Annotated in this window: 23 protein-coding genes and 1 pseudogene; 13 read left to right on the top strand and 11 right to left on the bottom strand. The window is 71.4% G+C overall.

Annotated features, from left to right (window positions below):
* From LMU33_RS19660 to LMU33_RS19650, 3 genes are read right to left on the bottom strand one after another with little or no spacing between them, the layout of a single operon-like run.
* Complete coding sequence (locus tag LMU33_RS19660) at positions 1-945, bottom strand: hydroxymethylglutaryl-CoA lyase (RefSeq protein WP_228621794.1); 945 nt, start codon at positions 943-945, stop codon at positions 1-3.
* Positions 942-2,858, bottom strand: coding sequence for an acetyl/propionyl/methylcrotonyl-CoA carboxylase subunit alpha (locus tag LMU33_RS19655; RefSeq protein ID WP_228621793.1), 1,917 nt, complete (start codon positions 2,856-2,858; stop codon positions 942-944). The genes LMU33_RS19660 and LMU33_RS19655 overlap by 4 nt, the downstream gene beginning before the upstream one ends.
* A gap of 11 nt (positions 2,859-2,869) precedes the next feature.
* A complete protein-coding gene (locus LMU33_RS19650) occupies positions 2,870-4,486 on the bottom strand; it encodes a carboxyl transferase domain-containing protein (RefSeq protein WP_228621792.1) in 1,617 nt (538 codons plus the stop codon).
* A 107-nt stretch (positions 4,487-4,593) separates the two neighbouring features.
* On the opposite strand from LMU33_RS19650, the gene LMU33_RS19645 reads away from it, so the two are divergent.
* The 4 genes from LMU33_RS19645 (at position 4,594) to LMU33_RS19630 (ending at position 8,124) form a co-directional block, all read left to right on the top strand.
* Positions 4,594-5,193: an SACE_7040 family transcriptional regulator gene (locus LMU33_RS19645; RefSeq protein ID WP_228621791.1), complete on the top strand. Its 600-nt coding sequence runs from the start codon at positions 4,594-4,596 to the stop codon at positions 5,191-5,193.
* A gap of 141 nt (positions 5,194-5,334) precedes the next feature.
* Positions 5,335-6,492, top strand: coding sequence for an acyl-CoA dehydrogenase family protein (locus LMU33_RS19640; RefSeq protein WP_228622002.1), 1,158 nt, complete (start codon positions 5,335-5,337; stop codon positions 6,490-6,492).
* A 47-nt stretch (positions 6,493-6,539) separates the two neighbouring features.
* A complete protein-coding gene (tesB, locus tag LMU33_RS19635; protein ID WP_228621790.1) occupies positions 6,540-7,409 on the top strand; it encodes an acyl-CoA thioesterase II in 870 nt (289 codons plus the stop codon).
* A gap of 259 nt (positions 7,410-7,668) precedes the next feature.
* Positions 7,669-8,124 (top strand): hypothetical protein, encoded by a 456-nt coding sequence (locus LMU33_RS19630; RefSeq protein WP_228621789.1) that lies wholly within the window; start codon positions 7,669-7,671, stop codon positions 8,122-8,124.
* An 84-nt stretch (positions 8,125-8,208) separates the two neighbouring features.
* Here the strand turns inward: LMU33_RS19630 and LMU33_RS19625 are convergent, their stop codons facing one another.
* Positions 8,209-8,997, bottom strand: a complete 789-nt coding sequence (locus tag LMU33_RS19625) for a phosphatase (RefSeq protein ID WP_228621788.1) — start codon at positions 8,995-8,997, stop codon at positions 8,209-8,211.
* Between the two features lie 75 nt (positions 8,998-9,072).
* Entirely contained in the window at positions 9,073-10,623 is a 1,551-nt protein-coding gene (locus LMU33_RS19620; RefSeq protein WP_228621787.1) for a PucR family transcriptional regulator, read from the bottom strand.
* A 191-nt stretch (positions 10,624-10,814) separates the two neighbouring features.
* Between LMU33_RS19620 and LMU33_RS19615 the strand changes: the two genes are divergently transcribed.
* The 3 genes from LMU33_RS19615 to LMU33_RS19605 are packed head-to-tail and all read left to right on the top strand — an operon-like array spanning position 10,815 to position 15,009.
* The gene (locus LMU33_RS19615; RefSeq protein ID WP_228621786.1) at positions 10,815-12,275 is read left to right on the top strand and encodes a sodium:solute symporter family protein; all 1,461 of its coding nucleotides are present in this window, start codon (positions 10,815-10,817) and stop codon (positions 12,273-12,275) included.
* A gap of 56 nt (positions 12,276-12,331) precedes the next feature.
* Positions 12,332-13,300: an agmatinase gene (speB, locus tag LMU33_RS19610; protein WP_228621785.1), complete on the top strand. Its 969-nt coding sequence runs from the start codon at positions 12,332-12,334 to the stop codon at positions 13,298-13,300.
* A gap of 23 nt (positions 13,301-13,323) precedes the next feature.
* Positions 13,324-15,009: a thiamine pyrophosphate-binding protein gene (locus LMU33_RS19605; protein ID WP_228621784.1), complete on the top strand. Its 1,686-nt coding sequence runs from the start codon at positions 13,324-13,326 to the stop codon at positions 15,007-15,009.
* Positions 15,010-15,084: 75 nt separating this feature from the next.
* On the opposite strand, the gene LMU33_RS19600 is transcribed toward LMU33_RS19605, so the two are convergent.
* The gene (locus LMU33_RS19600; protein ID WP_228621783.1) at positions 15,085-15,459 is read right to left on the bottom strand and encodes a hypothetical protein; all 375 of its coding nucleotides are present in this window, start codon (positions 15,457-15,459) and stop codon (positions 15,085-15,087) included.
* A 344-nt stretch (positions 15,460-15,803) separates the two neighbouring features.
* Here LMU33_RS19600 and LMU33_RS19595 point away from each other — a divergent pair, with 344 nt between their 5' ends.
* Together LMU33_RS19595 and LMU33_RS19590 are read left to right on the top strand one after the other, a co-directional pair.
* Positions 15,804-16,622 (top strand): peptidoglycan-binding protein, encoded by an 819-nt coding sequence (locus LMU33_RS19595; protein WP_228621782.1) that lies wholly within the window; start codon positions 15,804-15,806, stop codon positions 16,620-16,622.
* The gene (locus LMU33_RS19590; RefSeq protein WP_228621781.1) at positions 16,619-17,488 is read left to right on the top strand and encodes a helix-turn-helix domain-containing protein; all 870 of its coding nucleotides are present in this window, start codon (positions 16,619-16,621) and stop codon (positions 17,486-17,488) included. Before LMU33_RS19595 ends, LMU33_RS19590 begins: the two co-directional genes overlap by 4 nt.
* A gap of 3 nt (positions 17,489-17,491) precedes the next feature.
* On the opposite strand, the gene LMU33_RS19585 is transcribed toward LMU33_RS19590, so the two are convergent.
* The 3 genes from LMU33_RS19585 to LMU33_RS19575 are packed head-to-tail and all read right to left on the bottom strand — an operon-like array spanning position 17,492 to position 18,982.
* Positions 17,492-17,908 carry a DUF6210 family protein gene (locus LMU33_RS19585; RefSeq protein ID WP_228621780.1) on the bottom strand — a complete coding sequence of 139 codons (417 nt, stop codon included), beginning with the start codon at positions 17,906-17,908 and terminating at the stop codon, positions 17,492-17,494.
* The gene (locus LMU33_RS19580; RefSeq protein ID WP_228621779.1) at positions 17,905-18,120 is read right to left on the bottom strand and encodes a DUF397 domain-containing protein; all 216 of its coding nucleotides are present in this window, start codon (positions 18,118-18,120) and stop codon (positions 17,905-17,907) included. Before LMU33_RS19580 ends, LMU33_RS19585 begins: the two co-directional genes overlap by 4 nt.
* A 10-nt stretch (positions 18,121-18,130) precedes the next feature.
* Positions 18,131-18,982 carry a helix-turn-helix domain-containing protein gene (locus tag LMU33_RS19575; RefSeq protein WP_228621778.1) on the bottom strand — a complete coding sequence of 284 codons (852 nt, stop codon included), beginning with the start codon at positions 18,980-18,982 and terminating at the stop codon, positions 18,131-18,133.
* A 202-nt stretch (positions 18,983-19,184) separates the two neighbouring features.
* Between LMU33_RS19575 and LMU33_RS19570 the strand changes: the two genes are divergently transcribed.
* Positions 19,185-19,595: an ATP-binding protein gene (locus tag LMU33_RS19570; RefSeq protein ID WP_228621777.1), complete on the top strand. Its 411-nt coding sequence runs from the start codon at positions 19,185-19,187 to the stop codon at positions 19,593-19,595.
* 16 nt (positions 19,596-19,611) lie between these two features.
* A pseudogene (locus tag LMU33_RS19565) lies at positions 19,612-19,872 on the top strand (hypothetical protein); the annotation flags it as partial.
* A 99-nt stretch (positions 19,873-19,971) separates the two neighbouring features.
* Here LMU33_RS19565 and LMU33_RS19560 read toward each other — a convergent pair.
* Together LMU33_RS19560 and LMU33_RS19555 are read right to left on the bottom strand one after the other, a co-directional pair.
* Positions 19,972-22,245, bottom strand: a complete 2,274-nt coding sequence (locus tag LMU33_RS19560; protein WP_228621776.1) for a glycosyltransferase family 39 protein — start codon at positions 22,243-22,245, stop codon at positions 19,972-19,974.
* Between the two features lie 86 nt (positions 22,246-22,331).
* Positions 22,332-22,700, bottom strand: coding sequence for a hypothetical protein (locus LMU33_RS19555; RefSeq protein ID WP_228621775.1), 369 nt, complete (start codon positions 22,698-22,700; stop codon positions 22,332-22,334).
* Between the two features lie 92 nt (positions 22,701-22,792).
* On the opposite strand from LMU33_RS19555, the gene LMU33_RS19550 reads away from it, so the two are divergent.
* Together LMU33_RS19550 and LMU33_RS19545 are read left to right on the top strand one after the other, a co-directional pair.
* On the top strand, positions 22,793-23,716 hold the full coding sequence (locus tag LMU33_RS19550) for a serine hydrolase (RefSeq protein WP_228621774.1): 924 nt from the start codon (positions 22,793-22,795) through the stop codon (positions 23,714-23,716).
* A gap of 112 nt (positions 23,717-23,828) precedes the next feature.
* A complete protein-coding gene (locus tag LMU33_RS19545; RefSeq protein WP_228621773.1) occupies positions 23,829-24,860 on the top strand; it encodes an esterase-like activity of phytase family protein in 1,032 nt (343 codons plus the stop codon).
* Positions 24,861-24,863 lie beyond the last annotated feature (3 nt).

Below are 24,863 nucleotides of genomic sequence, written 5' to 3'. Positions count from 1 at the left end.
TCACTGGTCCTTGTGGGAGAGAGCGCGGACGGTACGGGACGGGCTGGGCCGGTCCAGATGGGCGGCCATCCACACGCTCGTGGCGGTCAGACGGCCGAGGTCGACCCCGGTCTCGATGCCGAGTCCGTGCAGCATCCAGACGAGGTCCTCGGTGGCGAGGTTGCCGGTGGCGGACTTCGCGTACGGGCAGCCGCCGAGCCCGCCGGCCGAGGCGTCCACGGTGGTGACGCCGTGCTGGAGGGCGGCCAGGGTGTTGGCGAGCGCCTGGCCGTAGGTGTCGTGGAAGTGCACGCCGATCACGTTCGTCGGCACGCCCTTCTCGTTGAGGACGGAGAGCAGTTCGAGGACGTGGCCCGGAGTGGCGACGCCGATCGTGTCGCCCAGGCTCAGCTCGTCGCAGCCCATGTCCCTCAGGGCCGTGCAGACGCGGGCCACCTGGTGCAGCGGGACGGCACCCTCCCACGGGTCGCCGAAGCACATGGACACATAGCCGCGCACATGCACGCCCCGGTCCTTGGCCTGCCGCACCACCGGCCCGAACACCGCCAGCGACTCGTCCAGCGTGCGGTTGAGGTTGGCCTTCGCGAAGGACTCGGTGGCGCTGGCGAAGACGGCGACCCGGTCGGCGCCGAGGGCCAGCGCCCGGTCCAGACCGCGCTGGTTGGGCACCAGCACCGGCAGCTCGACCCCATCGAGCCCGCCGAGCAGCGGGAACAGCTGCTCGGCGTCGGCCAGTTGGGGCACCCACTTGGGATGCACGAAGCTCGTCGCCTCGATCGTCGTCAGGCCCGCGTCGGCGAGCCGGCGGATGAACTCCGCCTTGATCTCGGTCGGTACGGTCCGCTTCTCGTTCTGCAGCCCGTCACGCGCGCCGACCTCGTGGATCCGCACCCGCGCGGGCAGGTCCGGGGCCGGTACGACCATGGGGAGACCCTCGGCGGTCACTGCGCCACCTCCTCGTGGGGTGCGATCACGGCGAGCACCTGGTCCATGGCGACCGTCGTGCCCGGCGTCACGTCCAGCTCGGCGACCGTGCCGGCGTGCGGGGCGGAGATGACGTGCTCCATCTTCATCGCCTCCACCACCAGCAGGCTCTGCCCGGCGGCCACTTCGTCCCCGACGGCGACCTTCACCACGGTCACCGTGCCCGGCATGGGCGCGGTCAGGGAGTCGGCGCCCGCGTGCGCGGACCGGCTGAGGGACGCGGCCACCGGGTCGTGGTCCCGCACCTGCCAGGCGTCGCCGTCGCGGCCGATCCAGTCACCGGCCCGGTGGAAGGTGTGCCGGACACCGTCGAGGGTGACGGAGACCGTGGTGTCGGTGACGGTGGAGCTGCCGCGCGGGGTGTACGTCACCGGGTCCTGCACCCGGAGGTGGAAGGCGGGCGGCCTCGGGGTGCCGCCGAGCCGCCAGCCGTTCGGCACCGAGAAGGGGTCGACCCAGCCGTCCGCACGGGGCTCCAGCGCCTTCGCGCGCACGGCCGCAGCCGCCTCGTACACCTCCTCCGGTACGTCCGTGGTGACCAGCTCGTCCACCACGCGCTCCACCAGCCCGGTGTCCAAGTCCCCCTGCACGACCGACGGATGGGCCAGCAGCCGCCGCAGGAACCCCGCGTTGGTCTGCACGCCCAGCGTGACCGTCTCCCCGAGCGCCGCCCGGAGCTTCCTGAGCGCGGTCTCCCGGTCGGGGCCGTGGACGATCACCTTGGACAGCATCGGGTCGTACAGGCTGCCCACCTCGGTGCCCTCGCCGAGCCCGGAGTCGGTGCGGACGCCGTCGCCCTGCGGCTCGTTCAGCAGCAGGACGGTGCCGCCGGAGGGCAGGAAGCCGCGCGCGGGGTCTTCCGCGCAGATCCGGGCCTCGACCGCGTGCCCGGTGAGCGTCACGTCCTCCTGGGCGAAGCCCAGCTTCTCCCCGGCCGCCACCCTGAGCTGCCACTCCACCAGGTCCAGGCCGGTGACGAGCTCGGTGACGGGGTGCTCCACCTGGAGACGGGTGTTCATCTCCATGAAGTAGTACTGCGACGGGTTTCCGCCCGGCACGATGAACTCCACCGTGCCCGCGCCCCGGTACCCGCAACTGCGGGCCGCCTGCACGGCCGCCTCGCCCATCGCCGCGCGCGTGGCCTCGTCGAGGAGCACGCTCGGCGCCTCCTCGATGATCTTCTGGTGCCGCCGCTGGAGCGAGCACTCGCGCTCGCCGAGGTGGACGACGTCGCCGTGGCCGTCGGCCAGCACCTGGATCTCGATGTGCCGGGGCCGGTCGATCCACCGCTCCACCAGCAGGGTGTCGTCGCCGAAGGAGGCGCGGGCCTCGCGGCGGGCGGCGGCGATCTCCTCCTCCAGCACGGTCAGGTCCCGCACCAGCCGCATGCCCTTGCCGCCACCGCCGGCGGAGGGCTTGAGCAGCACGGGCGCGCCGAGTGCGCGGGCCGCCTCGGCGAGCTCGGGGTCACGGCCACCCGGCACCACCGGCACCCCGGCCGCCTGCACCGTCTCCTTGGCGCGGATCTTGTCGCCCATGAGCGCGATGGCGTCCGCCGACGGGCCGATGAAGACGAGCCCCGCCTCCTCGCAGGCGCGCGCGAACCCGGCGTTCTCGGCGAGGAAGCCGTACCCGGGGTGGACGGCCTGGGCGCCGGTGCGGGCGGCGGCGTCCAGGAGGCGGTCGACGGACAGATAACTCTCGGCGGCCGGCGCAGGCCCGATCCGTACCGCCGTGTCGGCCTCCCGGACGTGCCGCGCGTCGGCGTCGGCGTCGGAGAAGACCGCCACCGAGCGCACGCCCAGCGAGCGGAGCGTACGGATGACGCGTACGGCGATCTCGCCCCGGTTGGCGACCAGCACTGTGTCGAACACGGTTCCCCTCCTCACATCCGGAAGACGCCGAACTGGGGGTCTCCCAGAGGCGCGTTGGCGCAGGCCGTCAGGGCGAGTCCGAGCACCTGACGGGTCTGAAGCGGGTCGATCACGCCGTCGTCCCAGAGGCGGGCCGTGGCGTAGTAGGCGTTGCCCTGGCGCTCGTACTGGGCGCGGATCGGCGCCTTGAAGGCGTCCTCGTCCTCGGCGGGCCAGGCCTCTCCCCGGGCCTCCAGCTGGTCGCGCTTGACCGTGGCGAGGACACTGGCGGCCTGCTCGCCGCCCATCACGGAGATCTTGGCGTTGGGCCACATCCACAGGAAGCGGGGGGAGTAGGCCCGGCCGCACATCGAGTAGTTGCCCGCGCCGTACGAACCGCCGACCACCACGGTCAGCTTCGGCACGCGCGTGCACGCCACGGCCGTCACCATCTTGGCGCCGTGCTTGGCGATGCCGCCCGCCTCGTAGTCCCTGCCGACCATGAACCCGGAGATGTTCTGCAGGAACACCAGCGGGATCCCGCGCTGGTCGCACAGCTCGATGAAGTGGGCGCCCTTCTGGGCGGACTCGGAGAACAGGATGCCGTTGTTGGCGACGATCCCGACCGGGTGGCCGTGGATCCGCGCGAAGCCGGTGACGAGGGTCTGCCCGAACTCGCTCTTGAACTCGGCGAAACGGGAGCCGTCGGCGACACGGGCGATGATCTCGCGTACGTCGTAGGGGGTACGGGAGTCGACCGGGACGGCGCCGTACAGCCCGTACGGGTCCACCTTGGGTTCTACGGCCGGCTGGACCTCCCACGGCAGGGACTGCCGGGCCGGGAGGGTGGCGACGATGTTCCGCACGATCCTGAGGGCGTGCGCGTCGTCCTCGGCGAGGTGGTCGGTGACCCCGGAGGTCCGGGAGTGGACCTCGCCGCCGCCCAGCTCCTCCGCCGTGACGACCTCGCCGGTGGCGGCCTTCACCAGGGGCGGACCGCCGAGGAAGATCGTCCCCTGGTTGCGGACGATCACGGCTTCGTCACTCATCGCGGGCACATACGCCCCACCGGCCGTGCAGGACCCGAGCACGGCGGCGATCTGCGGGATCCCGGCGCCGGACATCCGGGCCTGGTTGTAGAAGATCCGCCCGAAGTGGTCCCGGTCGGGGAAGACCTCGTCCTGCATGGGCAGGAAGGCACCGCCGGAGTCCACGAGGTAGACGCACGGCAGACGGTTGTCGAGGGCGATCTCCTGGGCGCGCAGGTGCTTCTTCACCGTCATCGGGTAGTACGTGCCGCCCTTGACGGTCGCGTCATTGGCGACGATCACGCACTCGCGCCCGCTGACCCGCCCGATCCCGGCGATCACCCCGGCGGCCGGGGCCTGCCCGTCGTACATCCCGTCGGCCGCGAGGGGGGCCAGCTCCAGGAACGGCGACCCCGGGTCGAGCAGCGTGTCCACCCTGTCCCTCGGCAGCAGCTTGCCCCGCGCGGTGTGCCGGGCCCGCGCCTTCTCGCCGCCGCCGAGGGCGGCCGCGGCCAGCTTGCCGCGCAGTTCCTCGACGAGTGCGAGATGAGCCTGTTCATTGGCCCGCCAGGCCTCCGACGCGGGATCTGCCGCGCTCCGAAGCTCCGGTGCCTCCTGCATCCTGCGGTCCCCTCACCCGGTGATCGAACCTGTGATCCGCTGTTAATGAGCGTTAACCATTTCCATCAGGTTAACGACCGCTAACCTCGCTGTCTAGAATTGCCTGCATGGTCACCAGAACCGACGCCCCGACCCGCCGCGAGCAGATCCTCAAGGAGGCCGCCCGGCTCTTCGCCGAGCGCGGCTTCCACGGCGTCGGTGTCGACGAGATAGGCGCCGCGGTCGGCATCAGCGGCCCCGGCCTGTACCGGCACTTCCCGGGCAAGGACGCGATGCTTGCCGAGCTGCTGGTCGGCATCAGCGGCCAGCTGCTGACGGGCGCCAAGCGCCGCCTGGCGGAGGCCGACGGCGACACCCGTCCCTCGGCGGTCCTGGACTCCCTCATCGAGGGCCACATCGACTTCGCCCTGGACGACCGTCCTCTCATCACCCTGCACGACCGCGAGCTGGACCGCCTGCGCGACAGCGACCGCAAGCTGGTGCGCCAGCTCCAGCGGCAGTACGTCGAGCTGTGGGTGGAGGTGGTCCGCGACGTGTACCCGGGGCTGTCGGAGCCGTCCGCCCGCTCGGCGGTCCACTCGGTCTTCGGCCTGCTGAACTCCACACCGCACCTGGGGCGCGCGGGCACCCTGCCGGGGCGGGGGGCCACCGCGGCCCTGCTGCACCGGATGGCGCGGGGGGCGTTCGAGGCGGCGGGGGAGGGGTGAGTCGGCAGCCTCCGGCCGGGATCACTCCGACCCGATCAAGGGCCCGGGGCCGTGGTCAAGCTCACCCTGGACGCGTCGCCGTACTCGCCGGTATCTTCGAGTCTGAGCAAGCGCTTAGACAGGTACCTGGAGGTGGGCGGCGTGCGCCGTACGGTGTTCAACGAGGATCACGAGGCGTTCCGGGAGACCCTGCGCGCCTTCATCGAGGCCGAGGTCGTACCGGTCTACGACGAGTGGTTCGCCGCGGGCCAGGCGCCGCGCGACTTCTACTACAAGCTCGGTGAGCTGGGCATCTTCGGCATCAACGTGCCCGAGGAGTTCGGTGGCGCGGGCCTGGACAGCCACAAGTTCGAGGCCGTCCTCTACGAGGAGACCGCCCGCGCGGGCGTCCAGTTCGGCGGCTCCGGCGTACACGTGCTGCTCGCCCTGCCGTACATCAAGATGCTCGCCACCGACGAGCAGAAGAAGCGCTACCTGCCGAAGTTCGTCACCGGCGAGGAGATGTGGGCCATCGCGATGACGGAGCCGGGCACCGGTTCCGACCTCGCGGGCATGAAGTCCACCGCCAAGCTGAGCGAGGACGGCACGCACTACGTCCTCAACGGCGCCAAGACCTTCATCACCGGCGGCGTCCACGCCGACAAGGTCATCGTGTGCGCCCGCACGGCCGCTCCCACCGCCGAGGACCGCCGCCACGGCATCTCCCTGTTCGCCGTGGACACCAAGTCCGAGGGCTACTCCGTCGGCCGCAAGCTCGACAAGCTGGGCCTGAAGACCTCCGACACCGCCGAGCTGGCGTTCGTCGACGTCAAGGTCCCGGTCGAGGACCTGCTCGGCGAGGAGAACAAGGGCTTCTACTACCTCGGGCACAACCTGGCCTCCGAGCGCTGGGGCATCGCCTTCGGCGCCTACGCGCAGGCCAAGGCCGCCGTCCGGTTCGCCAAGCAGTACGTGCAGGAGCGCACCGTCTTCGGCAAGCCGGTCGCCCACTTCCAGAACACCAAGTTCGAGCTGGCCGCCTGCCAGGCCGAGGTGGACGCCGCCGAGGCCGTCGCCGACCGCGCGACGGAGGCCCTGGACGCCGGCGAGCTGACCCCCGCCGAGGCCGCCTCCGCCAAGCTGTTCTGCACCGAGGTCGCCCACCGTGTGATCGACCGCTGCCTGCAGCTGCACGGCGGCTACGGCTACATGAACGAGTACCCGATCGCCCGCCTGTACGCGGACAACCGCGTCAACCGCATCTACGGCGGCACCAGCGAGATCATGAAGACGATCATTGCGAAGGACATGGGCCTGTAAGACGGACCTGTCACCGTCGCAATCACTGGCCTGTACAACTAGATGCCATGAGCCAGGCACTCCAGGATCTCCTCGATCTGCTCGACCTCGAGCAGATCGAGGAGAACATCTTCCGCGGCCAGTCCCGCTCCGCCGTCGTACCCCGCGTCTTCGGCGGGCAGGTCGCGGCGCAGGCGCTGGTCGCCGCCGGCCGCACGGTCCCCGCCGACCGTCCCGCCCACTCGCTCCACGCCTACTTCCTGCGCCCGGGCGATCCCGGCGCGCCGATCGTCTACACCGTCGACCGCATCCGCGACGGCCGGTCCTTCACCACTCGCCGCGTGGTCGCCGTCCAGCACGGCAAGCCGATCTTCCACCTCTCGGCGTCCTTCCAGACGTACGAGGAGGGCCTGGAGCACCAGGCGCCCATGCCCGCCTCGCCCGACCCGGCGACCCTGCCCACCTCGCACGAGCGGCTGCGCGGCTACGGCCACCTCGCCCCCGAGGTCGTCGAGAAGTTCCTCGAGGCCCGCGAGGCCATCGACCTCAGGTACGTGGAGGAGCCGCCGTACGGGCAGTTCGGCGCGCCGCGCGAGCCGCACTCGCAGGTGTGGTTCCGCACCAACGGCAAGCTGGACGACGACCCGTTGCTGCACGTCGTCCTCGCCACCTACGTCTCCGACATGACCCTCCTCGACTCCGTGCTGCTCGCGCACGGCCGCGGCGGCTGGGCGGTCGGGGACGTCGTCGGGGCCTCCCTGGACCACGCGATGTGGTTCCACCGCCCCTTCCGCGCCGACGAATGGCTGCTGTACGACCAGGAGTCGCCGTCCGCGCACGGCGGCCGCGGTCTCGGCCAGGCGCGCATCTACACACAGGACGGACGACTCGCCATCACCGTCATCCAGGAGGGTGTCGTCCGCGTTCCGCGTGACTGATGTTGCCTCGAGGTGCCGAGTGGCCGAAGTGGCACTAGTCTCGATGAGTGAGCGCCGCAGTACACGGTGTGACCGTCCGACGGTTTCCGGGTCCCTGGAACGGCAGACGTCGGCGGCGACGTCCGTGCAGTCAATCCTCTGCGGTGACACCTGAAGAGCGCGCCGTGACGTCCCCCTCAGTGAGCACGGCGCCGACCATCCGCCCCGTGTCTTCCTCGTGGAGCCGCGGGAAATGATGGAAACAGAAGGGTAGCTTCCCATGCGAGCACAGCGCATCAAGCGTTACGTCGTGATGTCCACAGCAGGCTTCCTGCTGGCGGGCGGAGCCGCGATCGGCACGGCGGGTACCGCCTCGGCGGCCCCCGCACAGCACAACCTCAGTGTCCACAGCCGGCTCGTTGACTGTGGTTGTGGCTGGGGTTGGGGTTGGCACCACCGTCGCCACCACCGCGGCGGCTGGGGCTGGGGCTGGGGCGGCCGCTGGGGTGGCTGGGGCTGGGGCTGGGGCAACGGCAACTGGGGCAACGGCAACTGGGGCAACGGCAACTGGGGCAACGGCAACGGTGGCTGGAGCAACAGCAGCAGCAACAGCGGCAAGAGCAGCACCAGCAGCAGCGGCAACACCAGCAGTAACAACACCAGCCGAAGCAGCAGCAGTAGCAGCGGCAACAGCAGTACCAGCGGCATGAGCAACAGCAGCGGCAGCAGCAGCTGATCCGGTGCTGATCGCGCCCACACTGTGCGGCTCCGCGTGCGGGGCCGCACAGTGCCGCGTCGGCGGACGGCGTTCAGGAGCAGGTCAGGAAAGGCCCGCCTCCGCCAGCAAATACGCCGTCATCGGGTCGTAGTGACGGGGGCTCACCACGTGGTCGTCGAGCGGTACGACGACCTGGAGGGTGCCCTCGGACTCGGCGAGGAACAGCGCCGGGTCGTTGCAGTCGGCGTATCCCATCGAGTCCAGGCCGTGCTGCCCCGCGTAGCCGGCCCACCCGTGGTCGGCGACGACCAGGTCCGGCAGGGGCCGTCCCTCGCGCTCAAGTCCCGTCAGAACGGCCCGCATCGGCTCCCCGGAGTGGGTGTGCCAGAGCGTCGCCCCGTGCTCCAGCACCGCGACGTCCGCGAACTGCATGACGTACCCCTCGTCCGTCTGCAGCCCGTCCGGGATGACCACGATCTCGCAGCCGGCCGTGCGCAGCGCGGCGGCCGTGGCCCGGTGCACGTCCAGCAGACCGCCCGGGTGGCCGGTCGCGAACAGCACCCGCTGCCGGTCCTCGGCCGCCTTGCGCAGCCGCGCCGCCATCCGCTCCAGCGCGTCCACGGTCAGCTCGGGGTCGATGGTGTCCTGTCCGTACCGGTACTCGGGATCGTCGTTGACGCCGACTCTTTCGGCCATCACCGCGAGCACGTCCTGCTCGTCCGTCCAGCGGTCGCCCAGCTCCAGGCCGAGCCAGAAGTTGCGGACACCGTTGGCGAGCTGACGGTAGTGGGAGAGGTTGTTCTCGCGGGGTGTGGCGACGTCCCCCGCGATACGGGTCCTCACCAGGTGGTCGACGAGCTGGGCGCGGCTGGGTGTCCCGGGTATCGGCATGCCCCCATTGTGAGGCAGCGCGCCGCGGGCGTCCTCGGCATATCGGCCGCTGGGACGGGGCTCACGTGCCGCCGGTCAGCTCTGCCGCAGCGCGAACCACAGCTCCATGCGCACGTCCGGATCGTCCAGGTCGGTGTCCAACAGGGCGGCACAGCGGGCGATGCGCTGCCGCACGGTGTTGCGGTGCACCTCCAGCGCCACCGCCGTACGGTCCCAACTGCCGTGCAGGGAAAGCCAGTTGCGCAGGGTCTCGGTGAGCTCGGGGCGGCCGGCGAGCGGGGCGAGCAGCGCGCCGGCGTGTGCCTCGGCGTCCGCCCGCGGCACCAGGTCCCCCAGCCCCGGCCGGGCACCGTGCCGGATCAGGGGGGTGCGGGTGGCGCGGGCCCGGGCGAGCGCACGGGCCGCCTGCCCATCGGCGGCCGGCCACTCGGGCGCCTCAACGGTGGCGCTCACCCCGAGCGTCCAGCCGGCCTGCGGCTCCGGCACCCGTCCGCCCGGCACCAGCACCCGTACGACGTCCTGCCCGAGGTCGACCAGCGGCGAGCCCAGCGCGGCCCCGAGCGCTGACGCGGTGACGGCATCGGGCGACTGAGCCTCCGGCCGCGCGTGTACGACCAGCCACTTTCCGGTGCCGAGCAGCGGGGCCACCTGCTCGGGCGGGGAGCCCAGCAACAGCCGTACGAGAGCGGAGGAGCGGGCGGCACCGGCACCGCTGTGGTGCTCACCGGTCAGCAGGGACAGCAGTACGGCGGCGACGGAGGCGATGGTGTGGTCCCCGGGGTCGCGCCGAGGGGTGGCCACGCCGAGCACGAACCCCTCGCCGGCGCCGAGGGCGTAGACGGCCAGGTGGGTGTCGCCGACGGTGTCGGTGGCCGAGGTGGCCCTGGGCGCCGTACGCCCCGCGGGCCGCACCACGCCCGACAGCTCCGCGAGCGCCCCCCGCACCCCCTGGGCCGGCTCCCGGCCCGCCGCCGCGACCTCGGTGCCGTCGGGGCCGTACAGCACCACGTGCCCGGTCAGGCGCTGGGCCAGCTGGCGCAGCACCGAAGGCACCGGATCGGGGCGGGAGGCCGCCGCGGCGAGGCTCTGCTGGGCCTCCGTGACGCGGCGCAGCTCGGCCAGGCGGGCCTGGGCCATCAGCTGCCACACCGCGCGCGCCACGCCGGAGAACGTGGTCTGGGGCGGGACCTCCAGGAGGGGGAGGCCGTGGTGGTCGCAGGCCGCGACCAGGGCGCGCGGGACCGTGTCGTGCACCGGGGCCAGGCCGAAGCCGAGGGCCGCGCCGCCCGCCGCGACGATCCGGGAGACGTAGCCGTCGAAGTAGTCCCCCGGTCTCGAATCCTCCCCCGCTCTCGACTTCGCTCGAGCGGGGGAACCCCCATGACCGGGGGCGCCCCCATCCGAACCCGCCGCCTCCGGGACGTGCACCCCGGCCGTGAGCAGCAGCTCGCCGCCCAGCAGATACGGGTACGGGTCGGCCATCTCCGAGGTGTGCGCCCAGTGGATCACGATCGAGGGGTCGGACGGGCCCGCGATCTGGCGCAGGGCGAGATCCTCGCGGGCCAGCAGGGCCGAGAGCGGTACGGGTGGGGTCGGTGGGACCGCTGGGGTGATCGTCTCCGGCATGGTGTGCGTTCCCTCCATCCACGCCCATTCATATGGATGAAACGTACACTTCGCAGTCGCTTTCCGGCCACCTAGTGTCAAGGCAGGCCGACAGCCGCGGGTACGGGCGGATGTCCCCGCGATCTGCTGTCGGCGCGTCCCCACCGCATCTGCACGACACGCCACCGAATGTGCGCGAAGGAGGGCCCCACATGGCCGTCGACTACACAGTGATCGTCGTCTATCTGGCCGGCATGCTGGCCATGGGCTGGTGGGGCATGCGCCGCGCCAGGTCCAAGAGCGAGTTCCTGGTGGCGGGCCGCCGCCTGGGGCCTGCCATGTACTCCGGCACCATGGCGGCGATCGTCCTCGGCGGCGCCTCCACCATCGGCGGCGTGGGCCTCGGCTACCAGTACGGCCTCTCCGGCGCCTGGATGGTCTTCACCATCGGCCTCGGCCTGCTCGCCCTGTCGGTGTTCTTCTCCGCCCGCATCGCCCGCCTGAAGGTCTACACCGTCTCCGAGATGCTGGACCTGCGCTACGGCGGCCGGGCCGGCGTCATCTCCGGCGTGGTCATGTGGGCGTACACCCTCATGCTGGCGGTCACCTCGACCATCGCCTACGCCACGATCTTCGACGTCCTGTTCGACATGAACCGGACCGTCGCGATCATCCTCGGCGGCTCGATCGTCGTCGCCTACTCCACCCTCGGCGGCATGTGGTCCATCACGCTGACCGACATGGTCCAGTTCGTGGTGAAGACCATCGGCGTGCTGCTCCTGCTCCTGCCCATCGCCGTGGTCAAGGCAGGCGGCTTCGGCGAGATGAAGGCCAAGCTGCCGACCTCGTACTTCGACCCGCTGGGCATCGGCGGCGAGACGATCTTCACCTACGTCCTGATCTACACGTTCGGCATGCTGATCGGCCAGGACATCTGGCAGCGCGTGTTCACCGCCCGCAGCGACAAGACCGCCAAGTGGGGCGGCACGGTGGCCGGAACCTACTGCCTGGCGTACGCCCTCGCCGGCGCGGTGATCGGCACGGCCGCCAAGGTGCTCTACCCCAAGCTCGCCAGCCCCGACGACGCCTTCGCCACCATCGTCAAGGACGAACTCCCCGTCGGCGTCCGCGGCCTGGTCCTGGCCGCCGCCCTCGCCGCCGTCATGTCCACCTCCTCCGGCGCCCTGATCGCCTGCGCCACGGTCGCCAACAACGACATCTGGTCCAGGCTGCGGGGGGCCGTACGGCGCGACGGCGAGGATCATGACGAGGTCGGCGGCAACCGCCTGTTCATCCTGATCATGGGCGTGGCCGTGATCGGCACCGCGATCGCCCTGAACAACGTGGTCGAGGCGCTGACGGTCGCCTACAACCTCCTCGTCGGCGGCCTGCTCGTGCCGATCCTCGGCGGCCTGCTGTGGAAGCGCGGAACGGTGCAGGGTGCGCTGTCCTCGGTGATCGTCGGCGGCCTCGCGGTCATCGGCCTGATGGCGGGCTACGGCATCCTCGCCAACGAGCCGGTCTACTACGGCCTGCTCGCCTCCTTCGTCGCCTACGTCGCCGTCTCCCTGGCGACCAGGCCCACCGACGAGACCGTCCTCGCCGCCTGGCGTGAACGCCTCGCGGGACGGAACCCCGAACTCGCGTCCGAACCGGTCCCGGCTCACCAGTAGAGTCGTATGGAAAGCAGTACATGCGCGACGAAGCGCAAGAAAGAAGGCATTTCATCATGAGCAGCAACGAGACGCCCCGCGGCCCCGTCGACTCCTCCCGCATCCCGCGGTACGCCGGTCCCGCGACCTTCGCCCGGCTGCCCCGCCTGGACGAGGTCGGCACCGCCGACGTCGCCGTGGTGGGCGTGCCGTTCGACTCCGGCGTCTCGTACCGGCCGGGCGCCCGCTTCGGCGGCAACGCCATCCGCGAGGCGTCCCGGCTGCTGCGCCCGTACAACCCCGCGCAGGACGCGTCGCCGTTCGCGTTGGCGCAGGTGGCCGACGGTGGCGACATCGCGGTGAACCCGTTCAACATCAACGAGGCCGTCGAGACCATCGAGGCCGCGGCGGACGAGCTGCTCGGCAGCGGCGCCCGCCTGATGACCCTGGGCGGCGACCACACGATCGCGCTGCCGCTGCTGAGGAGCGTGGCCAAGAAGCACGGTCCGGTGGCCCTGCTGCACTTCGACGCCCACCTGGACACCTGGGACACGTACTTCGGCGCCGAGTACACGCACGGCACCCCGTTCCGCCGCGCGGTGGAGGAGGGCATCCTCGACACCTCGGCCCTCTCCCACGTCGGCACCCGCGGCCCGCTGTACGGCAAGCAGGACCTCACCGACGACGAGAAGATGGGCTTCGGCATCGTCACCTCCGCGGACATCTACCGCCGGGGCGCCGACGAGGTGGCCGACCAGCTGCGCCAGCGCATCGGCGACCGCCCGCTGTACATCTCCATCGACATCGACTGCCTCGACCCGGCGCACGCCCCCGGCACGGGCACGCCGGAGGCGGGCGGCATGACGTCGCGGGAGCTGCTGGAGATCCTGCGCGGCCTGGCTTCGTGCAACCTGGTCTCGGCGGACGTCGTCGAGGTCGCCCCGGCGTACGACCACGCGGAGATCACCTCGGTCGCGGCCTCGCACACGGCCTACGAACTGACCACCATCATGAGCCGCCAGATCGCGGCGGCCCGCAACGCCTGACTCTCCCTAGGGGAACGAGAGCTGTGACTCACGACCACGACCTGGTACTCCGCCCGACGCCGGCGCAGATCACCGCTGCACTGAACCCCCCTTCGGGGCGCAACGGCGGAGACCTGGTCGTGGAGACCCTGGCCGGGCTGGGCGCGACGACCGTCTTCGGCCTGCCCGGCCAGCACGCCCTCGGCATGTTCGACGCCCTGCGCAGGTCCTCTCTGCGCTATGTGGGCCTGCGGGTGGAGAACAACGCGGGCTTCGCGGCGGACGCGTACGGCCGTGTGACGGGCGAGGCGGCGCCGCTGCTGCTGTCGACCGGCCCGGGCGCGCTGACGTCACTGGCGGCGCTGCAGGAGGCGGCGGCGGCATCCGCCCCTGTCCTGGCGATCAGCAGCCAGATCCCGACGCCCGGCCTGGGCGGCGGCCGCCACGGCTACCTGCACGAACTCCCGGACCAGGCGGCCTCGTTCCGCGGCGTGGTCAAGTCCGTCCACACCGTCCGCACCCAGTCCCAGATCCCCTCCGCGATCGCGGCGGCCTGGAAGTCGGCGCTGACGGCACCGCACGGCCCGGTGTGGGTGGAGATCCCGCAGGACGTGCTGCTGGCTCCGACCGCCCTGCCGGTGGTGACGGCGCCGGACGCGACTCCCGAGGACCTGGTCCCGCGTCCCGAACTGACGGCGGTGGCGGCCGACTTGCTGTCACGGGCCGAGCGTCCGGCGATCATCGCGGGCGGCGGGGTCGTACGGTCGGACGCCTCCGGGAAGCTGAGGGCGCTGGCCGAGAGGCTGGACGCGCCGGTGGTCACGACCTTCGGCGGCAAGGGCGCGTTCCCGTGGGAGCATCCGCTGTCGATGCAGTCCTGGCTGGAGGACCGGTTCACGACGGACTTCCTGGAGGACGCGGACGTCCTGCTGGTGGTCGGCTCGGGCCTGGGCGAACTCTCCTCCAACTACCACACGTTCAAGCCACGCGGCCGAGTGATCCAGGTCGAGGCCGACCTCGGCAAGCTGGAGTCCAACCACGCGGCGCTGGGCATCCACGCCGACGCCCGGCTTGCCCTGCAGGCGCTGCTGGAGACGGTCGAGGAGCGCACGGACGAGTCGGCGCCGGGGCGGGTGCGGGAGCTGCTGTCCCGAGTCGGTGAACGCATCGCCTCCCAGGAACTCACCCTGGAACAGGAGGCGTTGGGAGCCGTCCGGCGCGCCCTGCCCGTCGGCTCCCCGTCCTTCTGGGACATGACGATCCTGGCGTACTGGGCGTGGTCGGCCTTCGACCCCCGGGGCGCGAACACCATGCACTCCGCGCAGGGCGCCGGCGGCCTCGGCTACGGCTTCCCGGCGGCACTGGGCGCGGCGGCCGCGGATCCCACGCGCCCGGTCCTGGCGGTGTCGGGCGACGGCGGCGCGCTGTACTCGATCGCGGAACTGGCCACGGCCCGCCAGTACGACCTGCCGGTCACCTGGCTGATCGTCGACGACGGCGGCTACGGCATCCTCCGCGAGTACATGACGGACGCCTTCGGCCAGCCGACCGCGACGGAACTGACGCGCCCCGACTATGTGGCGCTGGCGGAGTCCTTCGGGGTGCCGGGCGTCCGTACGACCCCGCAGACCCTGGAGGAGGACCTGGCGAAGGCGCTGGCGGCGCCGGGCCCGTCGGTGGTCGTCCTCCCGGCGGTGCTGCGGATGTTCGCGCCGACGCATCTCGGTTAGGGAGTGCTGCACGGCGCCGCCCCGGCGCGGGTGCGGATCCTGCGCCGGGGCGGACCGGCCGGGGCCGAGACGGCCTCAGTGGCAGGTGCTGGAGCTGCTGATGTAGACCTGCGTCGGGTGCGCCCCGTTGAAGGCCCAGCCCTCACCGGGCTTCATGCAGATGGCCGGGTGGTTGGAGAACCTCACGTAGGCCACGTCGTCGTGCCGGGTGTTGACCGCGCCCTTCGCGTTGCGGCTCGCGCCGAGCGACTGCCAGTACCCGGTGTCCTTGAACTTTCCCGTCATCGTGTTGCCGTTGTAGAAGCAGACGTACGGATACGGACACGTCGGGCGGGCCGCGGACGACGCGGCGTGCGTGTCGGCCGAGGCGGCCTGTGCGGAGACGGCCAGGCCGCTGCCGGCCATGGCGCACGCGGTCAGGACGGCCGCGGTCGCGATGCGGAATCGCATGGATGCTCCTTGGTGTCGGTTGCCCTGAGGCCGCCCGCCCCACCCCCGTGGGGACGGGCAGCCGGGTGCCTGGGGCGGTGCGGGGTGGACCGCACCGCCCGTCGTGCACCACCGACTGTGCGGGGCGGGCCCAGAACGGGTACAGGCCTGCCTGGCAAGTGCCGTCGGTGCGGGACGTCCCACCCGCCGACCTGCGAGAACGCCCAGTGCGCTGAGTCGCCGGCGGGACGCGCGCACGCCGGTGGCGTGGCCGGAACCGTGTGCTCGAAAGGCCGTTGACGGGAACCACGGGCGCCCGGCGGGCATCATCGTCCGGGGGAGTTGCAACAGACATGGGGTGGAACATGTCTCGTTGGAAGCAGTTGCCGGACTCGCTCGACCCGCGAGTGCGACGACTTGCCGTACAGATGCGCCGTATGAAGGACCACAGCGGTCTCGGCCTGCAGGCGTTGGCCGCCCGGACGGGGTACAGCCGTGCCTCGTGGGACCGCTACCTCAACGGCCGTTCGTTACCGCCGCAGGAGGCGGTCGCGGCACTGGCCCGCGCCTGCGACATCGACCCGGCCCGGCTGCTGGCCCTGCACGAGGTGGCGGTGGCGGCGGGGCGGGGCGCAGAGCACGGTTCCAACCACGCGGCGGAGGCGGAACCGAACGAGGAGGGACAGGACGCGGGCGGAGACGGCCGGGGACGGCGGACACGTGCCGGCGTCCTGGCGTCGGCCGTACTGGCGTCGGCCCTGCTCGTGACGGTGGTGATCGCCCTGCTGGTGGCCGCGCCCTGGGACGGCGGCGGGAAACGGACCGCCGGCCGGCCGGTCTCGGCGAGTGCCACGGAGTCGGCCCGAGGGACCGGAGCGGCGGCGGAGGGAGCGTTCGTGTTCCGGGCGGGCAAGGACTACCCCTGCAAGGTGCACCGTGCCGAGGACGGGCTGCTGTACGCGGGGTACAGCAGGACCCGCGTCGACCTGATCGGCATGGGATCGTCGCAGTGGTCCGTCGTAGAGGCGCAGTGCCTGCTGCGCCACCACGGCTTCTCACCGGGGATGGCCGACGGGGCGTTCGGCTCCCGCACCGAGCGCGCGGTGGAGCGGATGCAGGACCGGGCACACCTGCGCGTGGACGGGGTCGTCGGCGAGGACACCTGGGGGGCGCTGCGGAAATGACCTCCGGTGACCCGTCCGTCGCCCGGCCGCTGGAGTGCGAACGGCTGGCGGAGACACTGCGCGGGCTGCGGGCCCGGACCGGGCTGAGCCTCGCCGCACTGGCCGCGAAGACGCCGTACAGCAAGTCGTCCTGGGACCGCTACCTGAACGGCAGGACCGTCCCGCCCCGGCAGGCCGTCGCAAAACTGTGCGAACTGGCGGGCGAGGACCCCGGGCGGGCGCTCGCGCTGTGGGAACTGGCCGACGCGGTGGCCAGCGGGCGCGCGGCGGGTGGGCGTGCGTCTGCCGGGCGTGCGGCGGGCGGGCGCCCTCCTACGGGAGTGCCCGCGCCTGCCCCTGCCGAGTCGCTCCTGCCTTCGGTTCCGCGTCCGGCCCGGCGCGGCCTGATCGCCGCAGTCATGGGCGGTGGGCTCACGGTAGCCGCGCTCGTCCTGGCGCTGGCGGCCACCGGCGCCTTCAGCGAGTCCGGCTCGAGTGCATCCCCGTCCCCGTCTCCCTCCGCACCGGTGCAGGGATGCCACGGCACGGGCTGCACGGGCAAGGACCCCGAGACGTACGGCTGCGGAGCCGATCCCGTGCCGGTGACCCTGGGGCGGCAGAGCTTCCCCGGGCCGACGGTGGTGAAGATCCGGCACAGTACGGTCTGCGGTGCGGTGTGGGCGCGGATCGACCTCGGGAAGGTGGGGGACCGCGCGGAGATCCTCGTACCGCATCACGCGCCCTGGCGGATCGAGGTCAAGGACCGGTACGACGCCAAGGACTCCCTGTCCACCCCGATGGTCGCCGCCACCCCGTCCGACCTGGACCAGGTGCGGGCCTGCCTGGTCCGGGACGGCAAGCGGCGCTGCTTCGGCCCGGAGCAGTAGGGGCTAGTCGGAGTTCTCCCAGACGAGCACGCCGGGCCCGTCGGGGGTGACGACCGGTACCCACGCCTCGTCGATGTCGGCGAGGCGGGACTCGTCGAGGGCGAGTGGGGTGGGAAACAGGTCGTCCCGGTTCGCGGAACCGTACACGTGGAGGGCGACGGCCGCGCGCAGCCGGTCGAGCAGCGCCGGCGGCCAGCCTCCGCGGCGGGCACCGTGCCCCTTCAGCTCACCGACGAAGATGTCCTTCAGCTCCTGGTCCAGGCCCCGCCCGAACACGGGGATGAGATAGCCCTCCTGCGCGTATTGGGCACAGCGGTGGCCACCACCCTGCACCTTGTAGACGACGCCGGTCCCGGCCGCGACGATGACGAACACCCAACCGGTGCCTGTGCCGTCCGGGTCGAGGCAGACGTACCTCACCGGTGAGTGAAGCCCGCCCGCGTGGAGTCAGCCACCTTCAGGGCTTCGAGGAACGGGGCGAAGGCGGCGGCCGGGAAGGTGAGGGTGGCCCGGGCGGGGGCCTTTGAGTCGCGGACGGCTATGTGGGTGTCCAGGTGGGCGACTTCGACGCACGTGTTGCCGTCCCCTCCGCCGGAGTAGGACGACTTCTGCCAGCGGACGGCCTGGGCCATACGGGCTGCCTCACAGTTCCTTCGTCATGCGGTGGATGAAGTCCCGTGACTCCACGGGCTGCAGTGCTGCTTTCTCCAGCTTATTGAGCAGTGCCCGGAAGCGCGCCAGCTGGGATTCGGCATCGATGAAGGCGGTGCCGTGCGGAGCGTCGCGCAGCACGGTGTCGAGGCGGGGGAGTGAACCACCCACGTACATCATCTCGATGCCGGCCCCGGCGAAGCCCTCCCTGGCGAAGGGGATGACCCGGACGGTGGCGTGCCCGAGCTCGATCGCCCGCAGAATCTCGGCGAGTTGGGCGCGAGCGGCCCTGCGGTCGGAGACCAGGATGCGCAGGGCCGCCTCGTGGACGATCGTCTCGTAGGGGACGGAGGCCTCACGCTCGAGTACGGATCTGCGCCTCATCCGGTGCTCGACCCGGGGCTTCAACTCGCTCCCCGGCAGTTCGGGGACCATGTAGCCGAAGACCGCACGGGCGTAGTCGGGGGTCTGGAGCAGGCCGGGGACGTGGCTGGTGACGACCTCGCGCAGGAACGTACCGTGGTGCTCGGTCTCGGCGACGTCCAGGAACACCGGTGGAAGCACTCCGCGGTACTCCTCCCACCAGCCCTGCGTGCGCTCCGTGGCCATGGCGACCAAGGCGTCGATCAAAGCCTCGTCGGCGCAGGCGTAGTGCGCGGCCAGCCGCCGTACCCGCTCTTCGCTGACACCCGCGAGGCCCGCCTCGACCTGGCTCATCTGCGCCGACGTCGAGCTGAGCAGCCCGGCCACCTCGCGGGCTTTCAAGCCGGCGGCTTCCCGCAGCCTGCGCAACTCGGTGCCCAGACGTACCTGCCGTGCTGTGGGTTGGCTTCTCGGTGCCATCACCCTCCGCCCTCAACCGCCGTTCCGTCCTGCCTCGTTCGGGTGCCAGATTACGGGAGCCGCTTGCAGGAGGAAAAATTTTTGCTCTACCGTCGGTGATGTAGCGAACACGCACCGGAAGTGCACCGCGCCGTCCTGCCGTGGCGGCTGCGGCAGGCCACCGCGCGCGAAATGCCCCTTCACCGACTGGAGTCGATGACGCATGTCCGAAAACGAGACCTGGGACTACACGCTCTACATCCCGAACGACCTCAGAGCCGTGACGGTCTGCCGCCGCACCCTGCGCCTGATCCTCACCCTGCACGGTCTGATCGGCCTGGTGGACACTGCGGAGTTGCTGGCGACGGAGCTGGTCTCGAACGCCGTACGCCACACGAAGGGGCCGGCCGCGCTCAGGGTCCGCCGTACCCCGGAGGGGATGGTGTGGATCGGGGCGTGGGACAGCGACCCGGCGCCCCCGGACCCGCCGCGTCCGCTGGAGCAGGTGGCGGAGTTGGAGGACGGACGCGGGTTGGGGCTGGTGAAGGCGTGCGCGGAGTACTGGGGGTGGCAGCCGACGGCTCGGTTCGGGGACCGGGGGAAGTTCGTGTGGTGCGAACTTGTGGCGGCCTAGCTCGTTGATCACGCCGATGGAAAGGAAGTTGATGACGTCGATCCAGTACTTCTGGCGACACCCGCTGGCCGAGCAGGTACGCGCGGAAGGCCGGGAACAGGGCCGAATCGAGGATCGCCGGGAGATGATCCTGCGCATCCTGGAATGGCGCGAGCTTCCCGTGCCCGACGACGTCCGCGAGCGAGTGGAAGCCTGCACGGACCTCGATCAACTGGAGGTCTGGGCCCAGCGAGCCGTACACGCCACCGACGCGGGGGAGTTGTTCACCGAGGAGTGAGCAAGCGGCCGTTTGGACCGCTCGCTTCTCGGGTCAGCCCGACAGCACAGCGCGCCAAGGGAAGCCGGGCCCTTGGCGCGCTGTGGGGTTGAGTCGGTTTCAGCTCACGTCCGACGGGTCCAGACGGTAGATCGTGGACTGGTTGGCGGAAGAGGAGGAAGAGGACGACGAGGAGGATGACTTCTGCTTCGACGTCGAGGAAGTCGCGCTCTTGCTGTACGCGCTCTCCTTCACCAGCGTCCCGTGCTTCATCACCCAGGCCGTCACCAGGGACGACACGCTGTTGTTGTTCCCTCCGGGGCCGCCGCCCATCATGCCGCCGCCGAGCTGGATGTAGTGCAGTTCGCCCTTCTTGACCAGCTCCTCGAGCTTGGCGACGGTCATCGCCTGGTCGGTGCCGGTGAACCCCCACATGGAGATGACCGGGACCCTGGCGCTCAGCTCGATCTGGGCCGCGCTCTGCGAGTTGGAGACCGCGAGCAGCCAGGTGGCGCCGTCCTGGTGCTTCTTCAGGTAGGCGATCAGCTCGCTGTTCGCCCCGCGCATCATGCCGCCGCCCATGCCGGTTCCCATACGGCCGCCTGGGCCTGCCGAGCCGCCGCTCGGGGCGCCGGTTCCGCCCGAGGCCGTACCACCCGGCGTGCCCTGGCCTCCGGGGAGTTCGCCGCCGGGGAAGCCACCGGACTGCTGTCCGCCGCTCGGCATCTGCCCGCCGGAGGCTCCGCCCGGCACTCCGCCCGAGGCGCCCCCGGGCGCGCCGCTCGCCGATCCGCCGGGTGCGGTCCCGCCGCTCTGCCCCGGCAGCTCACCGCCACCCGGGAAGCCGCCCCCGCCGAAGCCCCTGCCCCCACCGGGGCCGCCGAAGCCGCCGCCCGTCGAGGGGCCCGCCGTCGGGTTCGTTCCGCGCATGCCGCCGACCGAACCGGACGGCACCGACCAGGCGTACGCCGCCGGGCCCGCGAGTGCGGCGACGACCGCCGCAGCCACGGATGCCGCGAGCAGCCGCACCCGCTTGCCCGACCGGAAGACGAACAGACCGGCGATCGCCGCCGCCATCACCACGCCGACCGTCGGCCACAACCAGGTGTTCCAGCCGGCGGCCCGGCGGAGCAGGACGATCGACCAGACCGCCGTGACGGCGAGACCGGCCGGCAGGGCCCACGCCCAGCGCCTGTCGGTGCGGAAGGCGCGCAGGAGCATCACGCCACCGCCGCCGCACAGCGCCGCGATGCCGGGTGCGAGGGCGGTCGTGTAGTACGGGTGCATCGTGCCCTCGGCGGTCGCGAAGGTCACGTAGTGCAGCACCGTCCAGCCGCCCCAGAGGACGAGCGCGGCCCGGGTGCGGTCGGTGCGCGGGGCGCGGCCGCACAGGATCAGGCCGGCGACCAACGCCACGGCGGAGAAGGGGAGCAGCCAGGAGATCTGGCCGCCCAGGATGTCGTTGAACATCCGGCCGAGACCCGCGGAGCCGGAGAAGCCGCCTCCGCCGCCCCTGCCACCACCGCCGTTGCCCTCGCCGCCGAAGATCCGGCCGAGGCCGTTGTAGCCCGTGATCAGGTTCCAGGCGGTGCCGTCCGTCGAACCGCCGATGTACGGCCGTTCGGAGGCCGGGACGAGGGACACGGCGACCGCCCACCAGAAGCTGGAGACCGCCAGGACCACGCCGGCGAGCAGCAGGTTCACGATCCGCCGTACGAGCTTCGGGCGCGCCGCGAGCAGGTAGACCGCGAGGACGGCGGGCAGCGCGATGTAGCCCGCGAGCATCTTGGTGTTGAAGGCGAGGCCGAAGCAGGCCGCCGAGCCGAGCAGCGGCAGCAGCCGGCCGTTCGTCACCGCGCGCAGGGCGAGGGCCGCGCCCCCGACCATCAGCAGCACGAGGATCGTGTCGGGGTTGTTGTCCCGGTTGATGGCGACGGTGATCGGGGTCAGCGCGAGGACCAGCGCGGCCACGGCCGCCGCCGCGTGCCCGAACGTCCGCTTCACGCAGGAGTGCAGGATCCAGATCGTGGCGAGCCCGGCCGCGACCTCCGGCAGCATCATCTGCCAGGTGCCGAAGCCGAGGATCCGGCAGGACAGGCTCATCACCATGTCGGCGAACGGCGGTTTGTCGACGGTGAGGAAGTTCCCGGCGTCGAGCGAGCCGAAGAACCACGCCTTCCAGTTCTGTGTGCCGCTGTAGACGGCCGCGCTGTAGAAGCTGTTGAGGCCGGCGCCCGAGAGTTTCCACGTGTAGAGCGCGGCCGCCAGCAGCAGGATCGCCAGCAGCGCGGGGAGCGACCATCGGGGCGCGCGCTCCGGCGGTGCCGTGTCCGGTGCCGGGGGAGCGGGGGTCGCCGTAGTGGCGTGGGGGAGGGGATCGGTGGCAGATGTCACCAGTGCACCCTGCAGACCGGCGATGGGAGCGGGCTGTGGTGCACCTGGGGGGAAGCTGTGGGTCGGTGGGAGCCGGGTGAGGCGGCTCAGGGCAGCAGGCCGGGGAAGTCCTTCCTCAGCGTGTCCAGTTGGGCCTCGTATCCGGCCCGGTGGTCTGCCGACTCCTTGAGGCTGATCGTGTGGGGCGACAGCCGTCCCGGCTCCAGGAAGGAAGGTATCGACCGGAATATCCCGGATGCCGCCTTCCAGTGGGCGCCTCCTCGGCCGCGCGCCAGGGCCAGGTCGTCGTACAGACCCTGTTTGAGGCCCTGTAGGCGTTTCGGCAGTTCGTCCTTCGCCTTGAACGCGTCCGGGCGGGGCAGCTCGCGGTTCGGCGCGGCCAGGAAGTGCAGCGCGGCCAACGCCGCGAACAGCCGCCCCGAACGCCTGTGAACGCTCTCCGAGTCCTCTGGCACGACCGAATCATTGCCATCTCCCGGACTCCTCGAACGTCCCGCCACCGGAACCGGCGTGCAACTTTCGGCCAGTCTCACGCGTCAACTGGTGCATGAATCCCCGGACCTCAAGGCGTACCGGCGCGCTCGCCGCGGCCCTCGGCGCCGCGCTGCTCATACCCACCGTGGCCGCCGCCACCCCGGCCGCCGCGGCCACGCCCACCGTCAGCTGTACGTCCGCCAAGGCGGGCCTCGCCGCCAAGCTGCAGAAGGACATCACGGCCGCCCTGGCAGGCCGCAGGAGCACCGTGGCGCTCGGCCTGTACGACCGCAGCACCAGCACCACCTGCACCCTGCGCGCCACCAGCTCCTACGACTCGGCCAGCACCGTCAAGGTCACCGTGCTCGCCACGCTGCTGTGGGACGCAAAGAAGCACAACCGCTATCTGACCGACCGCGAGATCTCGCTCACCAAGGCCATGATCACCAGGTCGGACAACGACGCGACGACCGCGCTGTGGAAGCAGCTCGGCCTCACCAAGATCAAGGGCTTCCTCGCCGCCGCCGGGATGACGAAGACCGTGCCGGGTGCGAACGGCTACTGGGGCCTGACCCAGGAGAACGTCACCGACGAGCAGAAGCTGCTCAGGCTCGTCACCGCCAGGAACAGCGTGCTGAGCGACAACTCCCGCGCCTACATCCTGAAGCTGATGGGCGAGGTCGTCTCCGCGCAGCGCTGGGGCACCCCGGCGGGCGCGCCGTCCACCGTCTCCGTGCACGTCAAGAACGGCTGGCTGCAGCGCGCGACGCACGGCTGGCGGGTGCACAGTCTCGGCACCTTCAACGGTGCCGGCCACGACTACATGATCTCGGTGCTGACCCAGGACAACAGCACCATGGACTACGGCGTCACCACCATCCAGAACGTCGCCAAGGCCATCCACAAGGACATCGTGCCGACCACCTCCGGCACTGCGGTCTACACCCCGACCAGCCGGCCCAGCGAGGCGTTCGTCGCCGTGCCCCCGCAGGGCTGACGCAGGTCCGGCCCCGCACAAGCCGGTTCGTGAGCCGGTGCGCGAGCCGGTTCACGAACCGGTTCACGGGACGGTCTCCCGCGGGACATCCGCCCGTCCTACGGTGACCGGCATGCGCCTGAGAACCGTACTCGCCACCCTGACCGCCGGCCTGGCGGCGGCCACCGCCCTGACCGCCGCCGGGCCCGCGAACGCCACCGACTCCGCGAGCGGCAACGCCTGTTCGCCGTCCGTCTCCATCGACCGCTTCTCCGACGCGCTCGACAAGACGACGTACGACGGCACCTTCGTCGGCAACTTCTCCGCCCTCGCGGTGGACCGGGACGGCTCGCTGGCCGCGCTGGAGGACCGCTCCTCCCTGTTCACCCTGGACCCACGGACCCTCCAGCCGAGGTCCGCCGTCCGCCTCGCCGACGAAAAGGGCGCCGACCTCGACTCCGAGGGACTGGTCATCGACGGCGACGGCACCCGCCTCATCACCTCCGAGACCGAGCCGTCCGTTCGCCGCTACTCCGCCGACGGCAGGATCCTCGACCGGCTCCCGGTCCCCTCCTCCCTCCTCGTCGCCCCGGCCGGCCGCGCCACCGCCAACCAGACCTTCGAGGGCCTGACCCTGCTGCCCGGCGGCCACACCCTGCTGGCCTCCATGGAGGACGCGATCTCGGGCGACTCGACGGGGATCGTGCGCTTCCAGACCTGGCAGCGCACGAAGGGCGGCCACTTCCGCCTCTCCGCCCAGTACGCCTACCGCACCGACGCAGGCCTCGGCGTCCCGGAGGTCCAGGCCACGCCCGACGGCCGCCTCCTCGTCCTGGAGCGCGGCTTCACCTCCGGCGTCGGCAACACCGTCCGCCTCTACCTGGCCGACCTCCGCCACGCGACCGACACCAGCGGCATCGAGAACCTGACGGGACAGCCGTCCGTCCGCCTGATCAGGAAGACCCTGCTGACCGACATCGCCGCCTGCCCCTCCCTCGGTGCCACGGCCAAGCAGCCCCAGCCGAATCCCCTGCTGGACAACATCGAGGGCATGACGATCACCGGCCGTGATCACCAGGGCCGTCTGAAGGTCCTCCTGGTGAGCGACGACAACCAGAACCCGGCCCAGACGACGAGGTTCTATTACCTGCGGGTACGCGTCTGACAC

It is taken from the genome of Streptomyces barringtoniae (assembly GCF_020819595.1).
Lineage (GTDB): Bacteria > Actinomycetota > Actinomycetes > Streptomycetales > Streptomycetaceae > Streptomyces > Streptomyces barringtoniae.
Note: the sequence above shows the minus strand (reverse complement) of the source record. Positions and strands in the feature narration are given on the sequence as shown.

What these genes read in the sequence shown, in the direction of transcription:
- LMU33_RS19650 (WP_228621792.1), bottom strand. Translation starts at nt 4,486, where the DNA reads ATGCAGGAGGCACCGGAGCTTCGGAGCGCGGCAGATCCCGCGTCGGAG.
- LMU33_RS19645 (WP_228621791.1), top strand. Translation starts at nt 4,594, where the DNA reads ATGGTCACCAGAACCGACGCCCCGACCCGCCGCGAGCAGATCCTCAAG.
- tesB (WP_228621790.1), top strand. Translation starts at nt 6,540, where the DNA reads ATGAGCCAGGCACTCCAGGATCTCCTCGATCTGCTCGACCTCGAGCAG.
- LMU33_RS19630 (WP_228621789.1), top strand. Translation starts at nt 7,669, where the DNA reads ATGCGAGCACAGCGCATCAAGCGTTACGTCGTGATGTCCACAGCAGGC.
- LMU33_RS19625 (WP_228621788.1), bottom strand. Translation starts at nt 8,997, where the DNA reads ATGCCGATACCCGGGACACCCAGCCGCGCCCAGCTCGTCGACCACCTG.
- LMU33_RS19620 (WP_228621787.1), bottom strand. Translation starts at nt 10,623, where the DNA reads ATGCCGGAGACGATCACCCCAGCGGTCCCACCGACCCCACCCGTACCG.
- LMU33_RS19615 (WP_228621786.1), top strand. Translation starts at nt 10,815, where the DNA reads ATGGCCGTCGACTACACAGTGATCGTCGTCTATCTGGCCGGCATGCTG.
- speB (WP_228621785.1), top strand. Translation starts at nt 12,332, where the DNA reads ATGAGCAGCAACGAGACGCCCCGCGGCCCCGTCGACTCCTCCCGCATC.
- LMU33_RS19600 (WP_228621783.1), bottom strand. Translation starts at nt 15,459, where the DNA reads ATGCGATTCCGCATCGCGACCGCGGCCGTCCTGACCGCGTGCGCCATG.
- LMU33_RS19595 (WP_228621782.1), top strand. Translation starts at nt 15,804, where the DNA reads ATGTCTCGTTGGAAGCAGTTGCCGGACTCGCTCGACCCGCGAGTGCGA.
- LMU33_RS19590 (WP_228621781.1), top strand. Translation starts at nt 16,619, where the DNA reads ATGACCTCCGGTGACCCGTCCGTCGCCCGGCCGCTGGAGTGCGAACGG.
- LMU33_RS19580 (WP_228621779.1), bottom strand. Translation starts at nt 18,120, where the DNA reads ATGGCCCAGGCCGTCCGCTGGCAGAAGTCGTCCTACTCCGGCGGAGGG.
- LMU33_RS19575 (WP_228621778.1), bottom strand. Translation starts at nt 18,982, where the DNA reads ATGGCACCGAGAAGCCAACCCACAGCACGGCAGGTACGTCTGGGCACC.
- LMU33_RS19570 (WP_228621777.1), top strand. Translation starts at nt 19,185, where the DNA reads ATGTCCGAAAACGAGACCTGGGACTACACGCTCTACATCCCGAACGAC.
- LMU33_RS19550 (WP_228621774.1), top strand. Translation starts at nt 22,793, where the DNA reads ATGAATCCCCGGACCTCAAGGCGTACCGGCGCGCTCGCCGCGGCCCTC.
- LMU33_RS19545 (WP_228621773.1), top strand. Translation starts at nt 23,829, where the DNA reads ATGCGCCTGAGAACCGTACTCGCCACCCTGACCGCCGGCCTGGCGGCG.